The organism is Streptomyces sp. NPDC045022 (assembly GCF_056432605.1).
Genome location: NZ_JBWKIR010000003.1, coordinates 342,130 through 358,392, shown reverse-complemented (window position 1 = coordinate 358,392; position 16,263 = coordinate 342,130). Strand labels below are relative to the sequence as shown.

Genomic DNA, 16,263 nt, shown 5'->3' with positions numbered 1-16,263 from the left:
GGGCCGGGGGGGGCCCCGGGGGGGGGGCGGGGGGGGCCGGGGGGGGGGGGGGGGGGCCCCCCCCCCCCCCCGCGGGGGGGGGGGGGGGCCCCCCCCCGCCCCCCCACGGCGAGGAGGAGGGAGCCGGCCGTCCAGGTGGTCAGCTCCTGGGGCCAGATCGCGCCGTCCTCGAAGACGTAGCCCGTCCAGTACAGGCCCGACTCCGGGTCGCGCAGGTGCTGGATGGACTGCAGGATCTCCAGGGCGCGGTCGGACTCGCCCACCGCCCACAGGGCCAGGGCCAGCTCGCTGGACTCGCCGCCGGTCACCCAGGGGTTGGGGACCACGCAGCGCACACCGAGGCCGGGGACGACGAACCGGTCCCAGGACTCCTCGATGCGGGCCTTGGCCTCCACGCCGGTCAGCGCGCCGCCGAGGACCGGGTAGTACCAGTCCATCGAGTAGCGGTCCTTGTCCAGGAAGCGCTCGGGGTGGCGGCGGATCGCGTGCCGCAGCGCCCCCACCGCCAACTCCCAGTCCGGCTGAGGTTCTTCGCGTTCCTCGGCGATGGCGAGCGCGCACCGCAGGGCATGGTGGACGGAGGAGCTGCCCGTCAGCAGCGCGTCCGTCGCCGGCGTGCCGTCGTCATCGCGGCGCCAGCCGATCTGCCCGCCGGGCTGCTGCAACCGCAGCACCCACTCCGTGGCCGCGTAGACGCACGGCCACATGCGGTCCAGGAACGTGTCGTCTCCGGTGGAGAGGTAGTGGTGCCAGACGCCGACGGCTATGTAGGCGACGAAGTTCGACTCGCGGGCGCGGTCGGTGACGTCGTCGTGGGCGCCGTCGGCATAGGCGGCGTACCAGGAACCGTCCTCGTTCTGGTGGGCGGCGAGCCAGGCGTAGGCCCGCTCGGCGGCCTCGTTCTCGCCGGCCGCGTCCAGGGCCATGGCCGCCTCGGTGTGGTCCCACGGGTCGAGGTGGTGCCCACGGAACCACGGGATCGCGCCGTCCTCCCGCTGCCCGGCGAGGATGCCGCGGACGGTCGCGGCGGCCTGCTCGGCGGTGAGGACCCCGGGCAGGACGAGGTGTTCTGTCCGGGGAGTGGTCACTTGGCGTCCACCCGAGGCAGATGCGGCTTGGTCGCGTAGACCACGAAGCTCTTGCCGATCAGCGGGTTCAGCGCCTGCTCGGCGACCCGGGTGGCGAGCGGCTTCTTCATGATGTCCCAGACCAGCAGCTTGTGGTACGCCCGCACGGGCAGCGCCTTGTCGTTGTCGACGCCGAACGCGCACTTCAGCCACCAGTACGGCGAGTGCAGGGCGTGCGCGTGGTGGCTGCCGTAGGGTTTCAGGCCCGCCTCGCGGATCTTCGCGACCAGCTCGTCGGCCTTGTAGATGCGGATGTGGCCGCCCTCGACCTCGTGGTAGGCGTCGGACAGCGCCCAGCAGACCTTCTCCGGGCCGTAGCGCGGCACGGTGACGGCGATGCGGCCGCCCGGCCTGAGCACCCGGACCATCTCGGCGAGCACGCCCTTGTCGTCGGGGATGTGTTCCATCACCTCGGAGATGATGACGACGTCGAAGGACTCGTCCGGGAAGGGGAGGGCCAGCGCGTCGCCCTCCATCGCCGTCGCGGTGGCGCCCTCGGGAGCCTCGCCGGCCTCCTTCATCGCCGCGAACCACTTGGCGACCTCGCGGATCTCCTCGGCGTTCTGGTCGAGGGCCACGACCTGGGCGCCACGCCGGTAACACTCGAAGGCGTGCCGGCCGGCCCCGCAGCCGAGGTCCAGGACACGGTCGCCGGGGGCGAGCGGGAACCGGGAGAAGTCGACGGTCAGCACGTGGCCCTGCTTTCGGAAGAGATGCCTGCAACACTTGCCGAGGCCGCGGAACGGCCGGGATTCTGGGCTGCGGAGCAGCCGATCGCCTCGCGGTAGCGGGCCACCGTCCCCTCCGCGGCGCGGGCCCAGGTGAAGTGGCGCAGCACCCGCTCACGGCCCGCCGCACCGAGCCGCGCCCGCAGCTCGGGGTCCCCCAGCAATCGGCCGAGCCCGGCGGCCAGCGCCCCCGCGTCGCCCGGCGGCACGGCCAGGCAGGTCTCGCCGTCGCGGCCGGCGACCTCGGGGATGGCGCCGCCGGTGGTGGCGACCAGCGGGGTCGCGGTGGCCATGGCCTCGGCGGCGGGCAGCGAGAAACCCTCGTACAGGGAGGGCACGCAGGCGACCTCGGCCGAGCGGATCAGGTCGACCAGCTCGGCGTCGGAGATGCCCTTGACGAACTCGACGGCGCCGTCCAGGCCGTAGCGTTCGACGGCCTGGGCGACCGGGCCCTCCGTCGGGCGCTTGCCGACGACGACGAGGTGGGCGGCCGGATGCTCGGTGCGTACCTTCGCCAGCGCCTCCACGAGGAAGACCAGGCCCTTGAGGGGCACATCGGCGCTGGAGGTGGTGACGATCCGGCCCGGGACCTCGGGGACGGCCGGATTCGGCGCGAAGAGGTCGGTGTCGGCGCCGATGTGGACCACGTGGACGCGGTCGTCGCGGACACCGAGGTGGTCCACGATCTCCTGGCGGGAGGTGCCGGAGACGGTGAGGACCGAGGGCAGGCGGCGGGCCACGCGCTTCTGCATGCGGGTGAAGGCGTACCAGCGGCGCACCGAGAAGCGGCGCTGCCAGGTGCCGGCCGCGTCCAGCTCCAGCTGCCGGTCGACGGTGATGGGGTGGTGGATCGTGGTGACCAGGGGCGCGCCGAGGTCGCCCAACAGTCCGTACCCGAGCGTCTGGTTGTCGTGCACGACGTCGAACTCGCCGCGCCGGGCGCGCAGATGGCGGCGGGCGCGCAGCGAGAAGGTCAGCGGCTCGGGGAAGCCGCCGGTCCACATGGTGGCGACCTCGAGGGCGTCGATCCAGTCCCGGTACTCGTCCCGCCCGGGGGTGCGGAAGGGGTCGGGCTGGCGGTAGAGGTCGAGGCTGGGCAGCTCGGTCAGGGTGAGGTTGGGGTAGCCCTCGTCGAGGACGGGGTACGGCTGGGAGCCGATGACCTCCACCCGGTGGCCGAGGCGGGCCAGCTCGCGGGACAGGTGCCGTACGTAGACACCCTGGCCGCCGCAGAACGGGTTCCCTTTGTAGGTGAGGAGCGCGATGTCGAGCGGTCGCTCGCCGTCGGCTGCGGGGTCCTCCTGGGCACCCGCTTCCCGGGCCTCGGCGGTCACTCTGTGCCCCCTTCTGCCTGCACTGTCCCGCGAGACTACGACGGGACGCTAATCTAGAACAAGTTTCAGACTTGATCGTTCAAGAGGCTCTGAATCTACCGGCAGGTAGGAGCACTGTGAGCAGTGGATCAGGTGATTCGCGCCACGGCGCGCCGCCCTGTCGACCTGTCTGATCACGTGCCCTACAGACGCCCTCACCGACTGTCACGGAACGGGACCCATGCCTGCGGAATCCAAGGTGGTAGCCAGTACGGTCCGGCCCTCCTCGTCCCCGCTCACCGAGCGGCAGGAGGCCCGCCGCCGCAGGATCCTGCACGCGAGCGCCCAGCTGGCCAGCCGGGGTGGTTTCGACGCCGTCCAGATGCGCGAGGTCGCCGAGACCTCCCAGGTGGCCCTCGGCACGCTGTACCGCTATTTCCCGTCCAAGGTGCACCTGCTGGTCGCCACCATGCAGGACCAGTTGGAGCACATGCACGGCACCCTGCGGAAGAAGCCCCCGGCCGGCGACACGGCGGCCGAGCGGGTCGCGGAGACCCTGATGCGGGCCTTCCGTGCCCTGCAGCGCGAGCCGCATCTGGCCGACGCGATGGTCCGCGCCCTCACCTTCGCCGACCGCAGTGTCTCGCCCGAGGTCGACCAGGTGTCCCGGCAGACGACCGCGATCATCCTGGACGCGATGGGCCTGGAACACCCGTCCCCCGAGCAGCTCTCGGCGGTCCGGGTCATCGAACACACCTGGCACTCGGCCCTCATCACCTGGCTCTCGGGCCGCGCCTCCATCGCCCAGGTGAAGACAGACATCGAAACGGTGTGCCGCCTGATCGACCTGACCGAGCCGGCCGACCACCCCTGATCACCGCCGGCGGCGCGGGGCGGGGCGCCCAGGAGCTGGGTGAACACGTCGAGGGCCGCCGGCCGACGGGCCTGGACAGCGGGCGGGATGACGTACTAGTCCACCGGCTCCAGACCGCTCCAGTCCCGCCCGGCCTCGGCCTGTCCCGCCCACTGGTCCAGCAGCCTGCGAGCCTCCTCCTCCGGAGCCGCCAGGGACACCCGCTGGGCGCCCGCGTGGGCCTTCCGCTCCTGTTCGTGCCTGCCCTCGCTGCAGCAGGCGCACAGCAGCTCGAAGCTGCTCGCCGGTTCGGCGCCGTAACCCTGTTCGGTGAACAGGCCGATCAACACGTCGAGGTCGGCGACCTCGCCCGCGTTCACCGTCACCGTGAGCGTGGGCAGTTCGGAGGCCTCGAAGAGGAGCAGCTCGTCGAAGACGGGGTATTCACGGCCCTCGACGACCCTGCGGCCCTTGGGCTCGCCGTCGTGGACGACGATCTCGCCGAAGCGCCGGCCCCCGGTCACGGGCACGTTCATGACCCGGCCGCGGGTCGGGCAGAGCCGGTCGATCCAGACGACCTCCCGCTCGCCGCCGGTGTCGAGGCGCACGCACGCGGGGCCGAAGCGGGCGTCGATCTCACCCTCCGCGTCCGGGAGCCGGATGCCGAAGCCGGTCCAGGCGTCCCGGGCGGTGGTCCAGTCGCGCTGGATGGTGGCGGCGATGCCCAGGTTCCAGTACGCCGGTTCGCCCTCGCCGCGCGGGGCTCGGGCGGCGGCCTCGCGGCCCAGCTCGTACGCCTTCCCCCAGTTGCGCAGGAACTTGTGGGCGAGGGCGGCGTCGTACCACCACACCGCGCTCCCCGGCGCGTCCGGGAAGTGGGCGAGGACTCGCTCCAGCAGGCCGGCCGCGGTGGGCCAGTTCTCGGCGTCCCACGCCTCGTACGCCTGCTTGATCAGCTGCTCGGCCTCGGACTCGTGCACGCTTTTCCCACCCTGGTCGCCGCGTCGGAACCGCAGGAGCGTATCCCGTGGCTCCCACACCCCTACTCCTCGGGCGGGAACACCGCCTCGCCGGTGCCCAGGAGGGTGATCGTGATGGCCTCCACGGGGCAGCTCTCGGCCGCGTCCAGGACCTGTTCGCTCGCGTCGCTGTCCGGCTCGACCGGGTGGGACTGGCGGGCGGGGTCGAGGCGGAAGCCGCCGGGGGCGTGGTGGAGGCACTGGGCGGAGCCGATGCACACCGACCGGTCGACCTCGACGTGCCAGCGGTCGCCCATGGCCTAGGCCCCCGCCGGCAGGTGGATCATCTTGTGCTCGAGGTATTCGCCGTACCCCTCGGGGCCGAACTCCCGTCCCAGGCCGGAGTTCTTGTAGCCGCCGAACGGGCCGAGCATGTCCAGGCTGAAGGTGTTGACGGAGTAGGTGCCGGTACGGACCTGCCGGGCGACCTCGATGCCGTGCTCGACGTCGGCCGTCCACACGCTGCCGGAGAGGCCGTAGTCGGAGTCGTTGGCGATCTGCACGGCCTCTCGCTCGTCGCCGTACGGCAGCAGGCAGATGACCGGGCCGAAGATCTCCTCGCGGGCGATCCGCATGGAGTTGTCGACGTCGCCGAAGAGGGTCGGTTCGACGTACCAGCCCTTCTCCAGGCCCGCGGGGCGGCTGCCGCCGGTGAGGATCTTGGCGCCCTCCTCCTGGCCGATCCTGATGTAGTCGAGGTTGCGGCGCTGCTGGCGCTCGGCGACGAGCGGGCCGACCTGGGTGGCCGCGTCGAGCGGGTCGCCGACCTTGAGCGCGCTCGCGGCCTGCGCGAAGGCGTCGGCGAACTCGTCGTACCGGGTGCGCGGGACGAGGATGCGGGTCTGTGCCACACACGCCTGCCCGTTGTTCATCCAGGCCGCCGGGACGATGCCCGCCACGGCCGCCCGCAGGTCCGCGTCCGGGAGGACGAGCGCCGCCGACTTGCCGCCCAGCTCCAGCGTCACCCGGGTGAGATTGCGGGCGGCGACCTCCATCACGCGCTTGCCGGCCGCGACCGAGCCGGTGAAGGAGACCTTGTCGACGCCGGGGTGCCCGACCAGGTACTCGCTGACCTCGCGGTCGGCGGGGAGGATCGACAGCACGCCGTCGGGAAGCCCGGCGTCCCGCGCGATCTCGCCCAGCAGATACGCGTCCAGCGGGGACTCCGGGGACGGCTTGAGGACGACCGTGCAGCCGGTCAGCAGGGCGGGGGCGAGTTTGGCGGCGGCGACGAACTGCGGGACGTTCCACGGGACGACGGCGGCGACCACCCCGACCGGTTCGCGGCGGACGAGGAGCGGGCCCAGGACCCCGTCCCGGCGTTCCTCGTGGGGGAAGTCCCGGGCGACCCGGATCGCCGTGTCCCACACCATCATCGCGCCGAGCGCCTGGGCGAGGACGCTCCAGGAGTACGGGGAGCCGTTCTCGGCGGAGATCACCCGGGCGATCTCCTCGTGCCGGGCGGCGATGCCGTCCTTGATGCGGGTGACGACCTCGATCCGCTCCTCCAGGGCGGCGCGGGGCCAGGGCCCCTCGTCGAAGGCGCGGCGCGCGACGGCCACGGCCCGGTCCACGTCCGCCCGGGAGGCGTGCGGCACCCGGCCGATGACCTCCTCGGTGTGCGGGGAGACCACCTCGATGACGTCCTTGCCCAGGGGGTCGGTCAACTCCCCACCGATGAACAGCTGTCCGTGTTCCACGAGCTGGGTCATGGCCGACTGCCTCCCGCCGCACCGCCTGTTCCTGACGTTCTGTCAGAACTGATATCAGTTCGAGCCATAGGGAGCAATGAGCGGCGCCGAATAGGCCCGCACCAGCGGGTTTCCCACTGGTGCGGGGTGACCTCATGCCGCATGAGCCGTCTGTGGGCCGTCGTTGCCTTCACCGATCGCCCCGTACATGCCGTCGACCGCCTTCCGCGTGCGGCTCTCACTGCTCGGCATGAGGTGCGTGCAGACCCGCGGAGTGAACCCGGGATCGCTGTGCCCCAGGTACCGGCTCAGTGCCTTCACGCTCTCTCCTGCGTCGAGCAGAGCAGACACGTAGAAGTGCCTGAGGGCGCGCATGCCATCCTCGCGGGACTCCGCGATCCGCTGCTAGGACACCGTCATCTCAGCCACACCGAGATCATCCCAGTGATCCCGGTACCGACGGACAGACTCAGGCTGTGGCATTCCCCTGAGGCCCGGATGCGAAGGCCAGGATGTGAGGGACTGCCTCACGCAGACTGACGAAGTGGCGATGCACGCCCTCCACCGCGACGGCGGCGTTCACGCCCCACACCGTCATTCCAGCCCCTATCCCAGACTTCACTCCGGACGGAGCATCCTCGATGACCAGGCAGTCTCCCGGCTCGGCACCCAGCTGAGCAGCGGCCCGCAAATAGGGGACCGGCGAAGGCTTGCCCTCCTCGACAGCGGCCGCGTCCACGACCACGCCCGGCACCGGCAAGCCCGTCCGCAGGAAACGGCCACGCACCCGGTGCTCGTAGTTCGACGTCACCAACGCCCAGGACCCCAACGGCAGGCCGCGCAGCAACTCCGACGCACCGTCGAAGGCTCCATAGACACCAGAGCGGACGTCCTCGTCCTCCAGCTCGTGCAGCGTGGCCAGGCATTCGCGCGGGTCGCGATCCGCAGCAACCTGCGCGAACGTCTCCATCGGCCGAGTCCGCAGAGCCACCTGGTAGACCGCGTCCGCATCCAGCCTGTACCGCTCCGCCCAGGCTGCCCAGACCCGACGCTGGTTGCTCACTGCGTCGATCAACGTGCCGTCGACATCGAAGAGGACGTGCCTCGTGCGGCGCGGCCGCGCAGGTTCACCGGTCACGCTTCGATCATGCCAGGCAGCAAGCGGGCAATAGCGGGACAGCCCTTGGTCAGCCCACTGTAAATCTGCCGCGTCGCCCGAGCTGGGTCGCCCCCGGACCGTCCAAGGGTGCTCCTCACCGCTGGCCGGGACTCCGGGCCTCGTGTCCGGCGCCCCGGCTCATCTGCCCGAACAGAGAGTGAGCCGGGCCGTCTCCGGGCCGTCCAATCGCAACCGGTGACGACCGACAACGACAGTCAACGACGGCCCGGCCGCGGGTCAGCGTGGACTCAAGTGGACTACTTCGTGAAGTATCTGACGCTCCATCAGTTCTAGTTATAGTGGGCAATGGCCGTGGGGCGCGGTTGGTGGGGCGGAGGACGGATGGCGGAGACGTTCGATCACGGTGGGGGCGTACGGTCCGTCCAGGTGCCCATTCCGGACAACCCCCTGGGCCACACGCTGGTGTACGTCGTGGACACCGGCCGGGGGCCGGTGCTGGTGGACACCGGATGGGACGATCCCGCCTCCTGGGACACGCTCGTGGCGGGCCTGGCGGCCTGCGGTACGGCGGTGGAGGAGGTGTACGGGGTCGTCGTCACGCACCACCACCCGGACCACCACGGGCTGTCGGCGCGGGTCCGCGAGGCGTCCGGCGCCTGGGTGGCGATGCACGCGGCCGACGCGGCGATCGTGCGGCGGACGCGGGAGACCCGTCCGGAGCGCTGGTTCGCGTACATGGCGGACAAGCTCACGGCGGCGGGGGCGCCCGAGGAGCACATCGCTCCCCTGCGTGCCGACCGGGGCCGCCGCACCCTGCCCGGCCTCTCCCCCGCCCTCCCGGACCGGGAGATCGTCCCCGGCGAACTCCTGGACCTGCCCGGTCGCCGGCTGCGCGCGATCTGGACCCCGGGCCACACCCCCGGCCATGTCTGCCTGCACCTGGAGGAGACACATCCGGCGCATCTGCAGGGCCGTGGGCGTCTGTTCAGCGGCGACCACCTGCTGCCGGAGATCACCCCGCACATCGGCCTGTACGAGGATCCCGACGACGCGACCGTGACCGATCCCCTCGGTGACTACCTCGACTCCCTGGAGCGGGTGGGCCGGCTCGGCCCCGCCGAGGTGCTCCCCGCCCACCAGCACGCCTTCACCGACGCGCCCGCCCGGGTACGGGAGTTGCTCGACCACCACGAAGTACGCCTGGCCGGTCTGCTCGCCCTGCTCGCCGGGCCCCTCACCCCCTGGCAGCTCGCCGAGCGCATGGAGTGGAACCGCCCCTGGGCCGACATCCCCTACGGCTCCCGGAACATCGCCGTCTCCGAGGCCGAGTCCCATCTGCGCCGTCTGGTGAAGCAGGGGCGGGCGGAACCGGTCGCCGGAAGCGACCCGGTGGCGTACGTGGCGGTGTGAGAACCGGTCGCTCAGGGGGCGAGGGGCCGGGGGACGCCGCGGACGTACGTCGGCTCCCGGGCCGCTTGTCCGGGTCGGCCGCCACCAAGCCGTCCGGCGTGTCGGCGGGCGATGACTGCCGCGGAGCCGGGTGTCGCACCTACCCTCCGGCCGCCCGGCCCCGCGGGGTGTCCGTCAGGTGAGGGTCGACAGGAAGGCACGCTCGGGCGCGGTCAACGGGGGACCCGCGAGCGGGGGCAGCGGAGGGCCGGCGAGCGCGGCCAGGATCGCGCCCGGCCGCATCAGCCGCGTCGGGCTCGTGCGGAGGGAGGTCACGTCCCACAGGGCGGATGCCGCCGCGTAGGAACCGGTCGCCGCCTTCGTCAGCCGCCGCGAGTACTCCGCGGCGAGGCGGTCGGCGACGGACGGCCCGCCGCCCTCCACACCGGGATACAGGACGTCCGTACCGACGGCCATGGCCCAGGCCGCCTCGACGGAGCCGGCGATCGCGCGCTGGACGCCGCGGGCCAGACCGGGCGTGTCGATGCCGCCCTTGCCGAGCGCCTCGGCCAGGGCCTGGGCGCCGAGTGCCGCGACCGACATCCCTTGGCCGTAGAGCGGGTTGAACGTGGCCGCCGCGTCGCCGAGAGCGATGAAGCCGTCGGGCCAGACGCGGGTCTTCTCCAGGTACCGGCGGGAGTTGCTGGTGCTGCGGCTGGTGAAGACCTGGGTGAGCGGCTCGGCGTCGGCGATGAGCCGGCCCACCAGGGGGCTCGGCAGGCCGAGGGCGTATTCGAGGAAGGCAGCGGGGTCCCTCGGGGGTTCGCTGCCGCGCATCCCGCCGAGGCTGACCATCCACTGATCGTTCTCGATGGGCACGATCATGCCGCTGCGTCCGGGCCGGCCGCTGTAGGGGTCGGACTGGACCAGGGTCAGCGGCCAGTCCCGCGCGCCGGGCGGCGTGCGGTAGACGCGGGTGGCGTTGGCCAGACCGCAGTCGACGGTCTTTTCACGGATGTCGTGGATGCCGAGGGCTTCGAGCCAGGGCACGACCCGGGTCCCCCGGCCGCTGGCGTCCACCACCCAGTCGGCGTCGAGTTCGGCCGAACGACCGTCGGCGGCGGCGCGGATGCCGTGCCCGGCCGGCAAGCGGGAACCGGACCGGGCAGCGGTGGCCGCCTCGAGGCGTACGCCGAGCACCCGGCGTGAGCTGCCGCGCAGCCCGGTGACCTGGGCCCGGTGGACCTCCACATTGGCGTGGCTGCTCAGCACCGCCCTGCGCACGACCCAGTCCAGCAGGGGCCTGCTGCAGGTGATCGTGACGTAGGTGTGGTGCCGCCAGCGCCTGAACCAGCCCGCGGGCGTGTGGGCCAGCATGCCGGAACTCAGCGCCAGCTCCCTGGCGCCGGCGGCCAGCAGGTGCTTGCGCAGCTCCGCCTGTGGAAGGAGCTGCTCCATCGCCTCCAGGCCACCGGGCATGAGCAGGTGGGCGTGGTGGCCCTGGGGCACACCCCGGCGGTGCTCCGGTGTGTCCGGCAGCTCGTCGCGGTCGAGGACGACCACGTGATCCACGGCCCGCGACAACGCCGCGGCGGCGAGCATGCCGGCCGGTCCGGCACCTATGACAACGGCTCTGGGCGACATCACGGCTCTCTTCCTTCAGCTCCGAGCGGCTCTCGCCGCACCTTCGCGAGCTGCTCTGACGACGGGTGACTTGGCCAGGGCCCGTGACAGCTGGACCAGTTCGCCGGTATCCGAGAACACGGCGGTGTGCAGGCGGGACGTTCCGGCCGGCTCGTGACTCACGGGTGGCTGCGGTTGCCGGGCCTGGTGCGCGGCATCGACGACCATGGCGGCGGCTGCGATGAAATGCGCTTCGCCAGGCGCGCTTCCCTCGGTCCGGGCCTGCCGGTACGCCATCTCCCTGACCCGCCCGTCGCAGCGGGACTGCAGAGCGAGCAGGGCGTCGAGGATCCGTACCTCGCGGTAGTACAGCCGGCCCCGGGGCAGTTGCCAGCGCGGGGGCGCGGGCTTGGGGGCGGTCGGCACCTTCTCGAGTTCCGCCCAGAGCGGGGCCAGCGCCCGGTAGTCCCAGAGGCTGTGCCACTGGGCCAGGGCCGCGGGCAGGAGCCGGGGAAGCGTGAAGCCCGCGCTGCACAGCAGGGCGCCCAGGGCGGAGGCCGGCGGTGCGATGTCGGTGGACAGACGGTCCAGGTCGTGAGCCGTCCATCTGGCGATGACCGCGGTGATCTTCGCGCACTCGAAGCCGAACACGTCGACGACCAGTCCCGCCATGATGAGCCGCAGCCCCACCCGGAGGATGCCGGTCACCTCACGCGACCATCGCAGGCACACGTAGCACGTGATCAGCGCGCAGGCGCCATGCCCGAAGAGATAGAGGACGATCATCTCGCGCATGTACGGCGTGTTCGCGTAGTAGGTGTCGAGGTCCCGGAGCCGCTCGACCGGCGCGCTCGACAGGGCGAACAGTGTGATGATGGCGCCGATCAGCAGGCTGTACACCGTCACGACCCGTACGGCCCAGCGCCTGACCTGGTCGGCGGGACCGCCGCGCCAGTTGATGAGAAGGATCAGCAGCGAGGCGCTGTACGCCGAGATGACGCTGTAGGTCATCGGTGCGCCGAAGTTGGGTGTGCCGGTGAGCCCGTTCACCGCGGCCAGGGTGACGGGGGCCGAGCAGAAGAAGCACAGCCCGCCGAGGAAGATCGAGACGCAGGTGGAGGCGGTCAGGGGGTCTCTCAGGGCGACACGCGGCCGCTGGAAGAGGAGCAGGGCGGTCATGGCGAACAGACACGCCGCCGAGTACACGACAAGGCTCATGGGTCGAGAGCTCCGTTCAGCACATGGCCAGGGCGCGCTCGCCATGGCTGTCGGCAAGTGCGTCGGCGATGCGGAGGAGATCCGGGAGGTCGGGGCGCTGCGGCAGCGGCGCCGCCGCACCGGCGACCGTGAGCCCGGACCCGCTCTCGCTCACGGTGCGCGTCGCGGCGGTGATGGCCGTGGCCCACGCGGCGGCCTCCGCCTGGTGCCGGTCGCCTGTCTCGCGCAGCCGATCGGCATACGTCTGCCGGTACAGCCCTTGGTCGAAGTACCGCTCGAGATAGCGCAGTCCGTTGTAGATGGTGCTTTGGCGCCAGGTCAGCCAGCGGGTGGACGAGGGCCAGAAGGGACGCGGCACGCACAGGTACTCGCGTCGCAGAAGCTCCGTCAGTTCCTGCTCCAGCGGGCCCAGCCGCGCGTACTCCCGCCAGCATCGCGCACGCGTCGCCAGGAAGGGCCCGACCAGGGGGATCACGGTGCCCGCGACCGTCAGTACGGCGCCCAGCCCGGCGCAGGCCGGCGAGAGCGTCGTACTGAGAACGGACCAGTCGCGTCCGCACCAGCGAGCGACCACGGCCACGAGTTTCGAGGCGCTGTAACCCGCGCCGACGACGGTCCCCGCGCCCATGGTCACCAGCCCCGCTCGCAGGGCGCCGCGCAGTTGCCGGGCCCAGCTGAGCGAGCGGTACGCGGTGACGCCGACGGACGTGAGGTGCCCGACGAGGTACAGGACGATCATCTCGGCGATGTACGGGGTGGTGGCGTAGTAGGTGTCGAAGTCCGTCCGGCGTTCCACCGACGCGTCGCCCAGGACGAACAAGGCGGCGATGCAGGCGAGCAGGCCCCAGTATCCGAGGACCCAGCGCCGGATGGCGCGGGCCGTGCCCGGGCCGCCACGCCAGCTCACGACGAGGACCAGGGACGCGGCGCCGTAGGCGGTGATGGCCGCGTAGGTCAGGGGAGCGGCGAGGTTGGGCACGCCGCTGACGTCGTTGATGAACCCCACCGTGCGCGGGGCGCCGAACAGGAAGCACAGCGAGGCGAAGGCCAGAACGCTGCTGATGGCCAGCAGGAACGGGTCGCGCCATCGGCGGATGAGGTCGGGCGCCTTGGCCAGCAGACCGAGCCACAGCAGCCCGCAGCTCACGTAGTTGATCAGGTCACTCACCTTTGGGCCCCGCGGTAGTTGAGGGCCGCCCCTATTCGTCCCGCGAGGTCGTCGTTGTAGGCGGTCTGGGCCGCGTAGACGGAGTCGGGGGCCGCTTTCAGCCAGGGGCGCAGTCGGTCGCCGATCAGCATGCCGAACAGATCGGCTCGCTGTTCCGCGGCTTCCAGGAAGCGGGTGCGCGCGGCGGTCGGCTGGGAGGCGTCACCGGCGGCCGACGCGAACGCGTTCTCCGAGTGCGCGGCCAGATGGGACGGGTCGTCATCGGCCATGTGCCACAGCTCGTGGCCGAGGATCACCAGTTTCATCCAGGGCGGGGCGTCCGCCTCGATGACGATGTCGTCGGACGTACTGCGCTCGATCCAGAGGCCGGTGGCGGAGGTGTGCGGCGGGAAATTGGCCAGGTGGACGACGATGGGGCGGCCTCGCCAGTGGGAGGCGGATTCGACCAGGGCGGTGAGCAGATCACCGGGGTCCGCGGGAATCGGCACCCTGAGGGGGTCGATGAGCGCGTTGGCGAACCGGCGCATCTTCCTGGTTGTGCGCACCATTCCCCCGAAGGCCTTCGGCTGACATGGGAGCGGCGGTCGGGTCGGCGTGCCGCTGCTCGACGCGATCAGAAGGTCACGTCTGATCGCCAATATGCCAACTCCCCGCCGCTTCGGCCACCTTCCCCCATGGCCCCCGCGCGGGAGGAAAGGGACGTTCAGCGGAAACGGGGTGAGCGGCGGTTCCGCGGGTGACCGAAACGCACGCCCGCGGAGCAGCCGCCTCCGCGCCCCGTACCGCCGGTCATGGCCGTGACCCTGGTCACCGGGCCCATGTGCCGACAGCCACCCCTCGGGCGGCGCGGGGGTGCCGGTAAAGTGGCGGGGTCGTCATCACACCCGTACGGGGGGAAGCCGGTGCAATTCCGGCGCTGACCCGCAACCGTGAGCCGCCGGAGAGCGGTGAGCCGGACCGCCCCGGGCGGGACGTTGACCGGCTCACGTGCGTGGCGGCCCGCCGCGCACGGCACCGTCGAGGTTTACGGAGCCGAGCCGCCCGGGGTGCCTCCCGTGCGCTGCCGGCTCCCCGCAGGAGAGGCAGTCGCCGATCATGAACGTACGCCGCAGCGCCGCGGCTCTCGCCGCCGTAGGCGTGCTGGCCGCCGCCGCGCCCGCCACGGCTGCCGACGCGTCCCCGTCCGCGTCCCCGAAGGTGACGGTCGCGTCCGGCCTGTACGGCAAGGGGGACCCGACCTACGACGGTGTGTGGCGCCAGTCGCTGACGCTGCTCGCCCAGCGCACGCTCGGCTACCGCCCGGCCGCCGAGGCCGTGGACTGGCTCACCGGACAGCAGTGCGCGAACGGCGCCTTCGCCGCCTTCCGCGCCACCCCCGCGAAGGCCTGTGACAGCACGGTCAAGCCGGACACCAACAGCACGGCCGCCGCCGTCCAGGCCCTGCAGGCGGTCGGCGGGCGCGACAAAGAGGTCCGCAAGGCCCTGGTCTGGCTGACCAACGCGCAGAACAAGGACGGCGGCTGGGGGTACGCGCCGGGCGGCCCGAGCGACACCAACTCCACCAGCGTCGTCATCGGCGCGTTCGCCGCGGTCGGCCAGGATCCCGCGCAGGTGCGTACCGGGAGCAAGAGCCCCTACGACCTGCTGGCCGCGCGGTCCGTCCCTTGCGCTCAGGACGGTGGCGGCGCCCTCGCCTACCAGCCGGACGAGAAGGGCAAGTTGCTCGCCAACGCGGACGCGACGGCGGCGGGCGTGCTGGGCGCGCTCGGCAAGGGCTTCGCGGCGGAGGCCGGCAAGGCACCGGCGAAGGACGCCTGCACCAAGGCCGGGCACCCCACCCCGGCCCAGGTGGCCGACAACGCCGGCGCGTACCTGGCCTCGGCCGTCGCGAAGACGGGCCACCTGCGGTCCACCCTGCCGGGCGCCAAGGACCAGCCCGACTTCGGCAACACCGCGGACACGGTGGTCGCGCTCGCCGCGGACGGCCGCACCGAGCAGGCGAGGAAGACGTACGCCTGGCTGGAGAAGAACGCCACCCAGTGGGCGGCGCAGAGCGGCCCGGCCGCGTACGCCCAGCTGATCCTCGCCGCGCACGCGGTCGGCGCGCAGCCGGGCGACTTCGGCGGCACCAGCCTGGTCCGCTCCCTCAACGCGCAGGGCCCGGCGCCGCGGATGGAGAAGCCCGCCGAGCAGAAGTCCGAGGCGTCCGACGACGACTCGAACACCGGCGTGTGGTGGATCGTCGGCGTCGGCCTCGTCGCGGGCATCGGCATCGGCTTCCTGCTCAGCGGCCGGAAGAAGCGGCAGCCGTGACCGCCGTCCGCCGTGCCGCGCCCGCGTTCGCCGTGCTGCTCGCCGCGTTCGCCGTGCTGCTCACCGCCACCGGGGCGCAGGCCACCGGCTACCGCTACTGGTCGTTCTGGGAGCGCACCGGCGGTCACTGGACGTACGCCACCCAGGGCCCGTCGACCGTCCGTCCGGACGACGGCGCGGTCCAGGGCTTCCGTTTCGCGGTGAGCGCGGACTCGGCGGACGCGAACCGGCCGCGCGGTACGGCGGACTTCACGACGATCTGCGCGGACACGGCGGCGAAGGACGGTACGAAGCGGGTCGCGGTGGTCCTCGACTTCGGCACCCCGGCCGACGCCCCCTCCGGCGAGACCCCGCCCGCCCGGCGCACGGCCTGCGCCCGCGTCCCGCCCGACGCGACGAGTGCCGACGCCCTCGCCGCGGTCGCCAAACCGCTGCGCTACGACACCAACGCCCTGTTGTGCGCGATCGCCGGGTATCCGGAGAAGGGGTGCGGGGAGCAGGTGGCGGCGGGGAAGGGGCCGGCGGCCACCGCGGAGGAGAAGAACGACTCGGACAGCGGGCCCTCGCTGGGACTGCCGATCGGCGCGGGAGTGGTCGCGCTGCTGGCGGGCGCGGCGGTATGGCAGGCACGACGGCGGCGCGGGAATGCGTGACGCGGCGGCCGCGTGCGCTTGCGCTTGCGCTTGCGGGCAGCAGGTGAG

Annotated in this window: 14 protein-coding genes, 2 pseudogenes and 1 riboswitch; of the genes and pseudogenes, 4 read left to right on the top strand and 12 right to left on the bottom strand. The window is 72.2% G+C overall.

Annotated features, from left to right (window positions below):
- Positions 1–89: 89 nt before the first annotated feature.
- The 3 genes and pseudogenes from AC07C1_RS07790 to AC07C1_RS07780 all read right to left on the bottom strand — a co-directional run.
- Positions 90–1,088 (bottom strand): annotated as a pseudogene (locus tag AC07C1_RS07790) (prenyltransferase/squalene oxidase repeat-containing protein); the annotation flags it as partial.
- Positions 1,085–1,819, bottom strand: a complete 735-nt coding sequence (locus tag AC07C1_RS07785; RefSeq protein WP_356937902.1) for a class I SAM-dependent methyltransferase — start codon at positions 1,817–1,819, stop codon at positions 1,085–1,087. The pseudogene AC07C1_RS07790 and the gene AC07C1_RS07785, both read right to left, overlap by 4 nt.
- Positions 1,813–3,189 (bottom strand): glycosyltransferase family 4 protein, encoded by a 1,377-nt coding sequence (locus tag AC07C1_RS07780; protein WP_478937625.1) that lies wholly within the window; start codon positions 3,187–3,189, stop codon positions 1,813–1,815. Before AC07C1_RS07780 ends, AC07C1_RS07785 begins: the two co-directional genes overlap by 7 nt.
- A gap of 220 nt (positions 3,190–3,409) precedes the next feature.
- Here AC07C1_RS07780 and AC07C1_RS07775 point away from each other — a divergent pair, with 220 nt between their 5' ends.
- A complete protein-coding gene (locus AC07C1_RS07775; protein WP_478937623.1) occupies positions 3,410–4,042 on the top strand; it encodes a TetR family transcriptional regulator in 633 nt (210 codons plus the stop codon).
- Between the two features lie 95 nt (positions 4,043–4,137).
- Here the strand turns inward: AC07C1_RS07775 and AC07C1_RS07770 are convergent, their stop codons facing one another.
- The 5 genes and pseudogenes from AC07C1_RS07770 to AC07C1_RS07750 form a co-directional block, all read right to left on the bottom strand.
- Entirely contained in the window at positions 4,138–5,001 is an 864-nt protein-coding gene (locus AC07C1_RS07770; protein WP_478937622.1) for a tetratricopeptide repeat protein, read from the bottom strand.
- A gap of 62 nt (positions 5,002–5,063) precedes the next feature.
- The gene (locus AC07C1_RS07765) at positions 5,064–5,297 is read right to left on the bottom strand and encodes a ferredoxin (RefSeq protein WP_478937620.1); all 234 of its coding nucleotides are present in this window, start codon (positions 5,295–5,297) and stop codon (positions 5,064–5,066) included.
- 3 nt (positions 5,298–5,300) lie between these two features.
- Positions 5,301–6,752, bottom strand: coding sequence for an aldehyde dehydrogenase (locus tag AC07C1_RS07760; RefSeq protein WP_478937618.1), 1,452 nt, complete (start codon positions 6,750–6,752; stop codon positions 5,301–5,303).
- Positions 6,753–6,884: 132 nt separating this feature from the next.
- Positions 6,885–7,130 (bottom strand): annotated as a pseudogene (locus AC07C1_RS07755) (site-specific integrase); the annotation flags it as partial.
- Between the two features lie 70 nt (positions 7,131–7,200).
- The gene (locus tag AC07C1_RS07750) at positions 7,201–7,869 is read right to left on the bottom strand and encodes an HAD family hydrolase (RefSeq protein WP_478937616.1); all 669 of its coding nucleotides are present in this window, start codon (positions 7,867–7,869) and stop codon (positions 7,201–7,203) included.
- A gap of 363 nt (positions 7,870–8,232) precedes the next feature.
- On the opposite strand from AC07C1_RS07750, the gene AC07C1_RS07745 reads away from it, so the two are divergent.
- Positions 8,233–9,261, top strand: coding sequence for an MBL fold metallo-hydrolase (locus AC07C1_RS07745; RefSeq protein ID WP_478937615.1), 1,029 nt, complete (start codon positions 8,233–8,235; stop codon positions 9,259–9,261).
- Positions 9,262–9,435: 174 nt separating this feature from the next.
- On the opposite strand, the gene AC07C1_RS07740 is transcribed toward AC07C1_RS07745, so the two are convergent.
- From AC07C1_RS07740 to AC07C1_RS07725, 4 genes are read right to left on the bottom strand one after another with little or no spacing between them, the layout of a single operon-like run.
- Positions 9,436–10,884 (bottom strand): NAD(P)/FAD-dependent oxidoreductase, encoded by a 1,449-nt coding sequence (locus tag AC07C1_RS07740; RefSeq protein ID WP_478937830.1) that lies wholly within the window; start codon positions 10,882–10,884, stop codon positions 9,436–9,438.
- Between the two features lie 15 nt (positions 10,885–10,899).
- Positions 10,900–12,081, bottom strand: coding sequence for an MAB_1171c family putative transporter (locus AC07C1_RS07735; protein ID WP_478937613.1), 1,182 nt, complete (start codon positions 12,079–12,081; stop codon positions 10,900–10,902).
- Between the two features lie 16 nt (positions 12,082–12,097).
- Entirely contained in the window at positions 12,098–13,249 is a 1,152-nt protein-coding gene (locus AC07C1_RS07730) for an MAB_1171c family putative transporter (protein ID WP_478937612.1), read from the bottom strand.
- A complete protein-coding gene (locus AC07C1_RS07725) occupies positions 13,246–13,794 on the bottom strand; it encodes a toxin (RefSeq protein ID WP_478937828.1) in 549 nt (182 codons plus the stop codon). The genes AC07C1_RS07730 and AC07C1_RS07725 overlap by 4 nt, the downstream gene beginning before the upstream one ends.
- Positions 13,795–14,142: 348 nt before the next feature.
- Positions 14,143–14,208: riboswitch (cobalamin riboswitch) on the top strand.
- A 136-nt stretch (positions 14,209–14,344) separates the two neighbouring features.
- On the opposite strand from AC07C1_RS07725, the gene AC07C1_RS07720 reads away from it, so the two are divergent.
- Together AC07C1_RS07720 and AC07C1_RS07715 are read left to right on the top strand one after the other, a co-directional pair.
- The gene (locus tag AC07C1_RS07720) at positions 14,345–15,562 is read left to right on the top strand and encodes a prenyltransferase/squalene oxidase repeat-containing protein (RefSeq protein ID WP_478937611.1); all 1,218 of its coding nucleotides are present in this window, start codon (positions 14,345–14,347) and stop codon (positions 15,560–15,562) included.
- On the top strand, positions 15,559–16,215 hold the full coding sequence (locus AC07C1_RS07715) for an SCO2322 family protein (RefSeq protein ID WP_478937609.1): 657 nt from the start codon (positions 15,559–15,561) through the stop codon (positions 16,213–16,215). Before AC07C1_RS07720 ends, AC07C1_RS07715 begins: the two co-directional genes overlap by 4 nt.
- Positions 16,216–16,263: the final 48 nt, after the last annotated feature.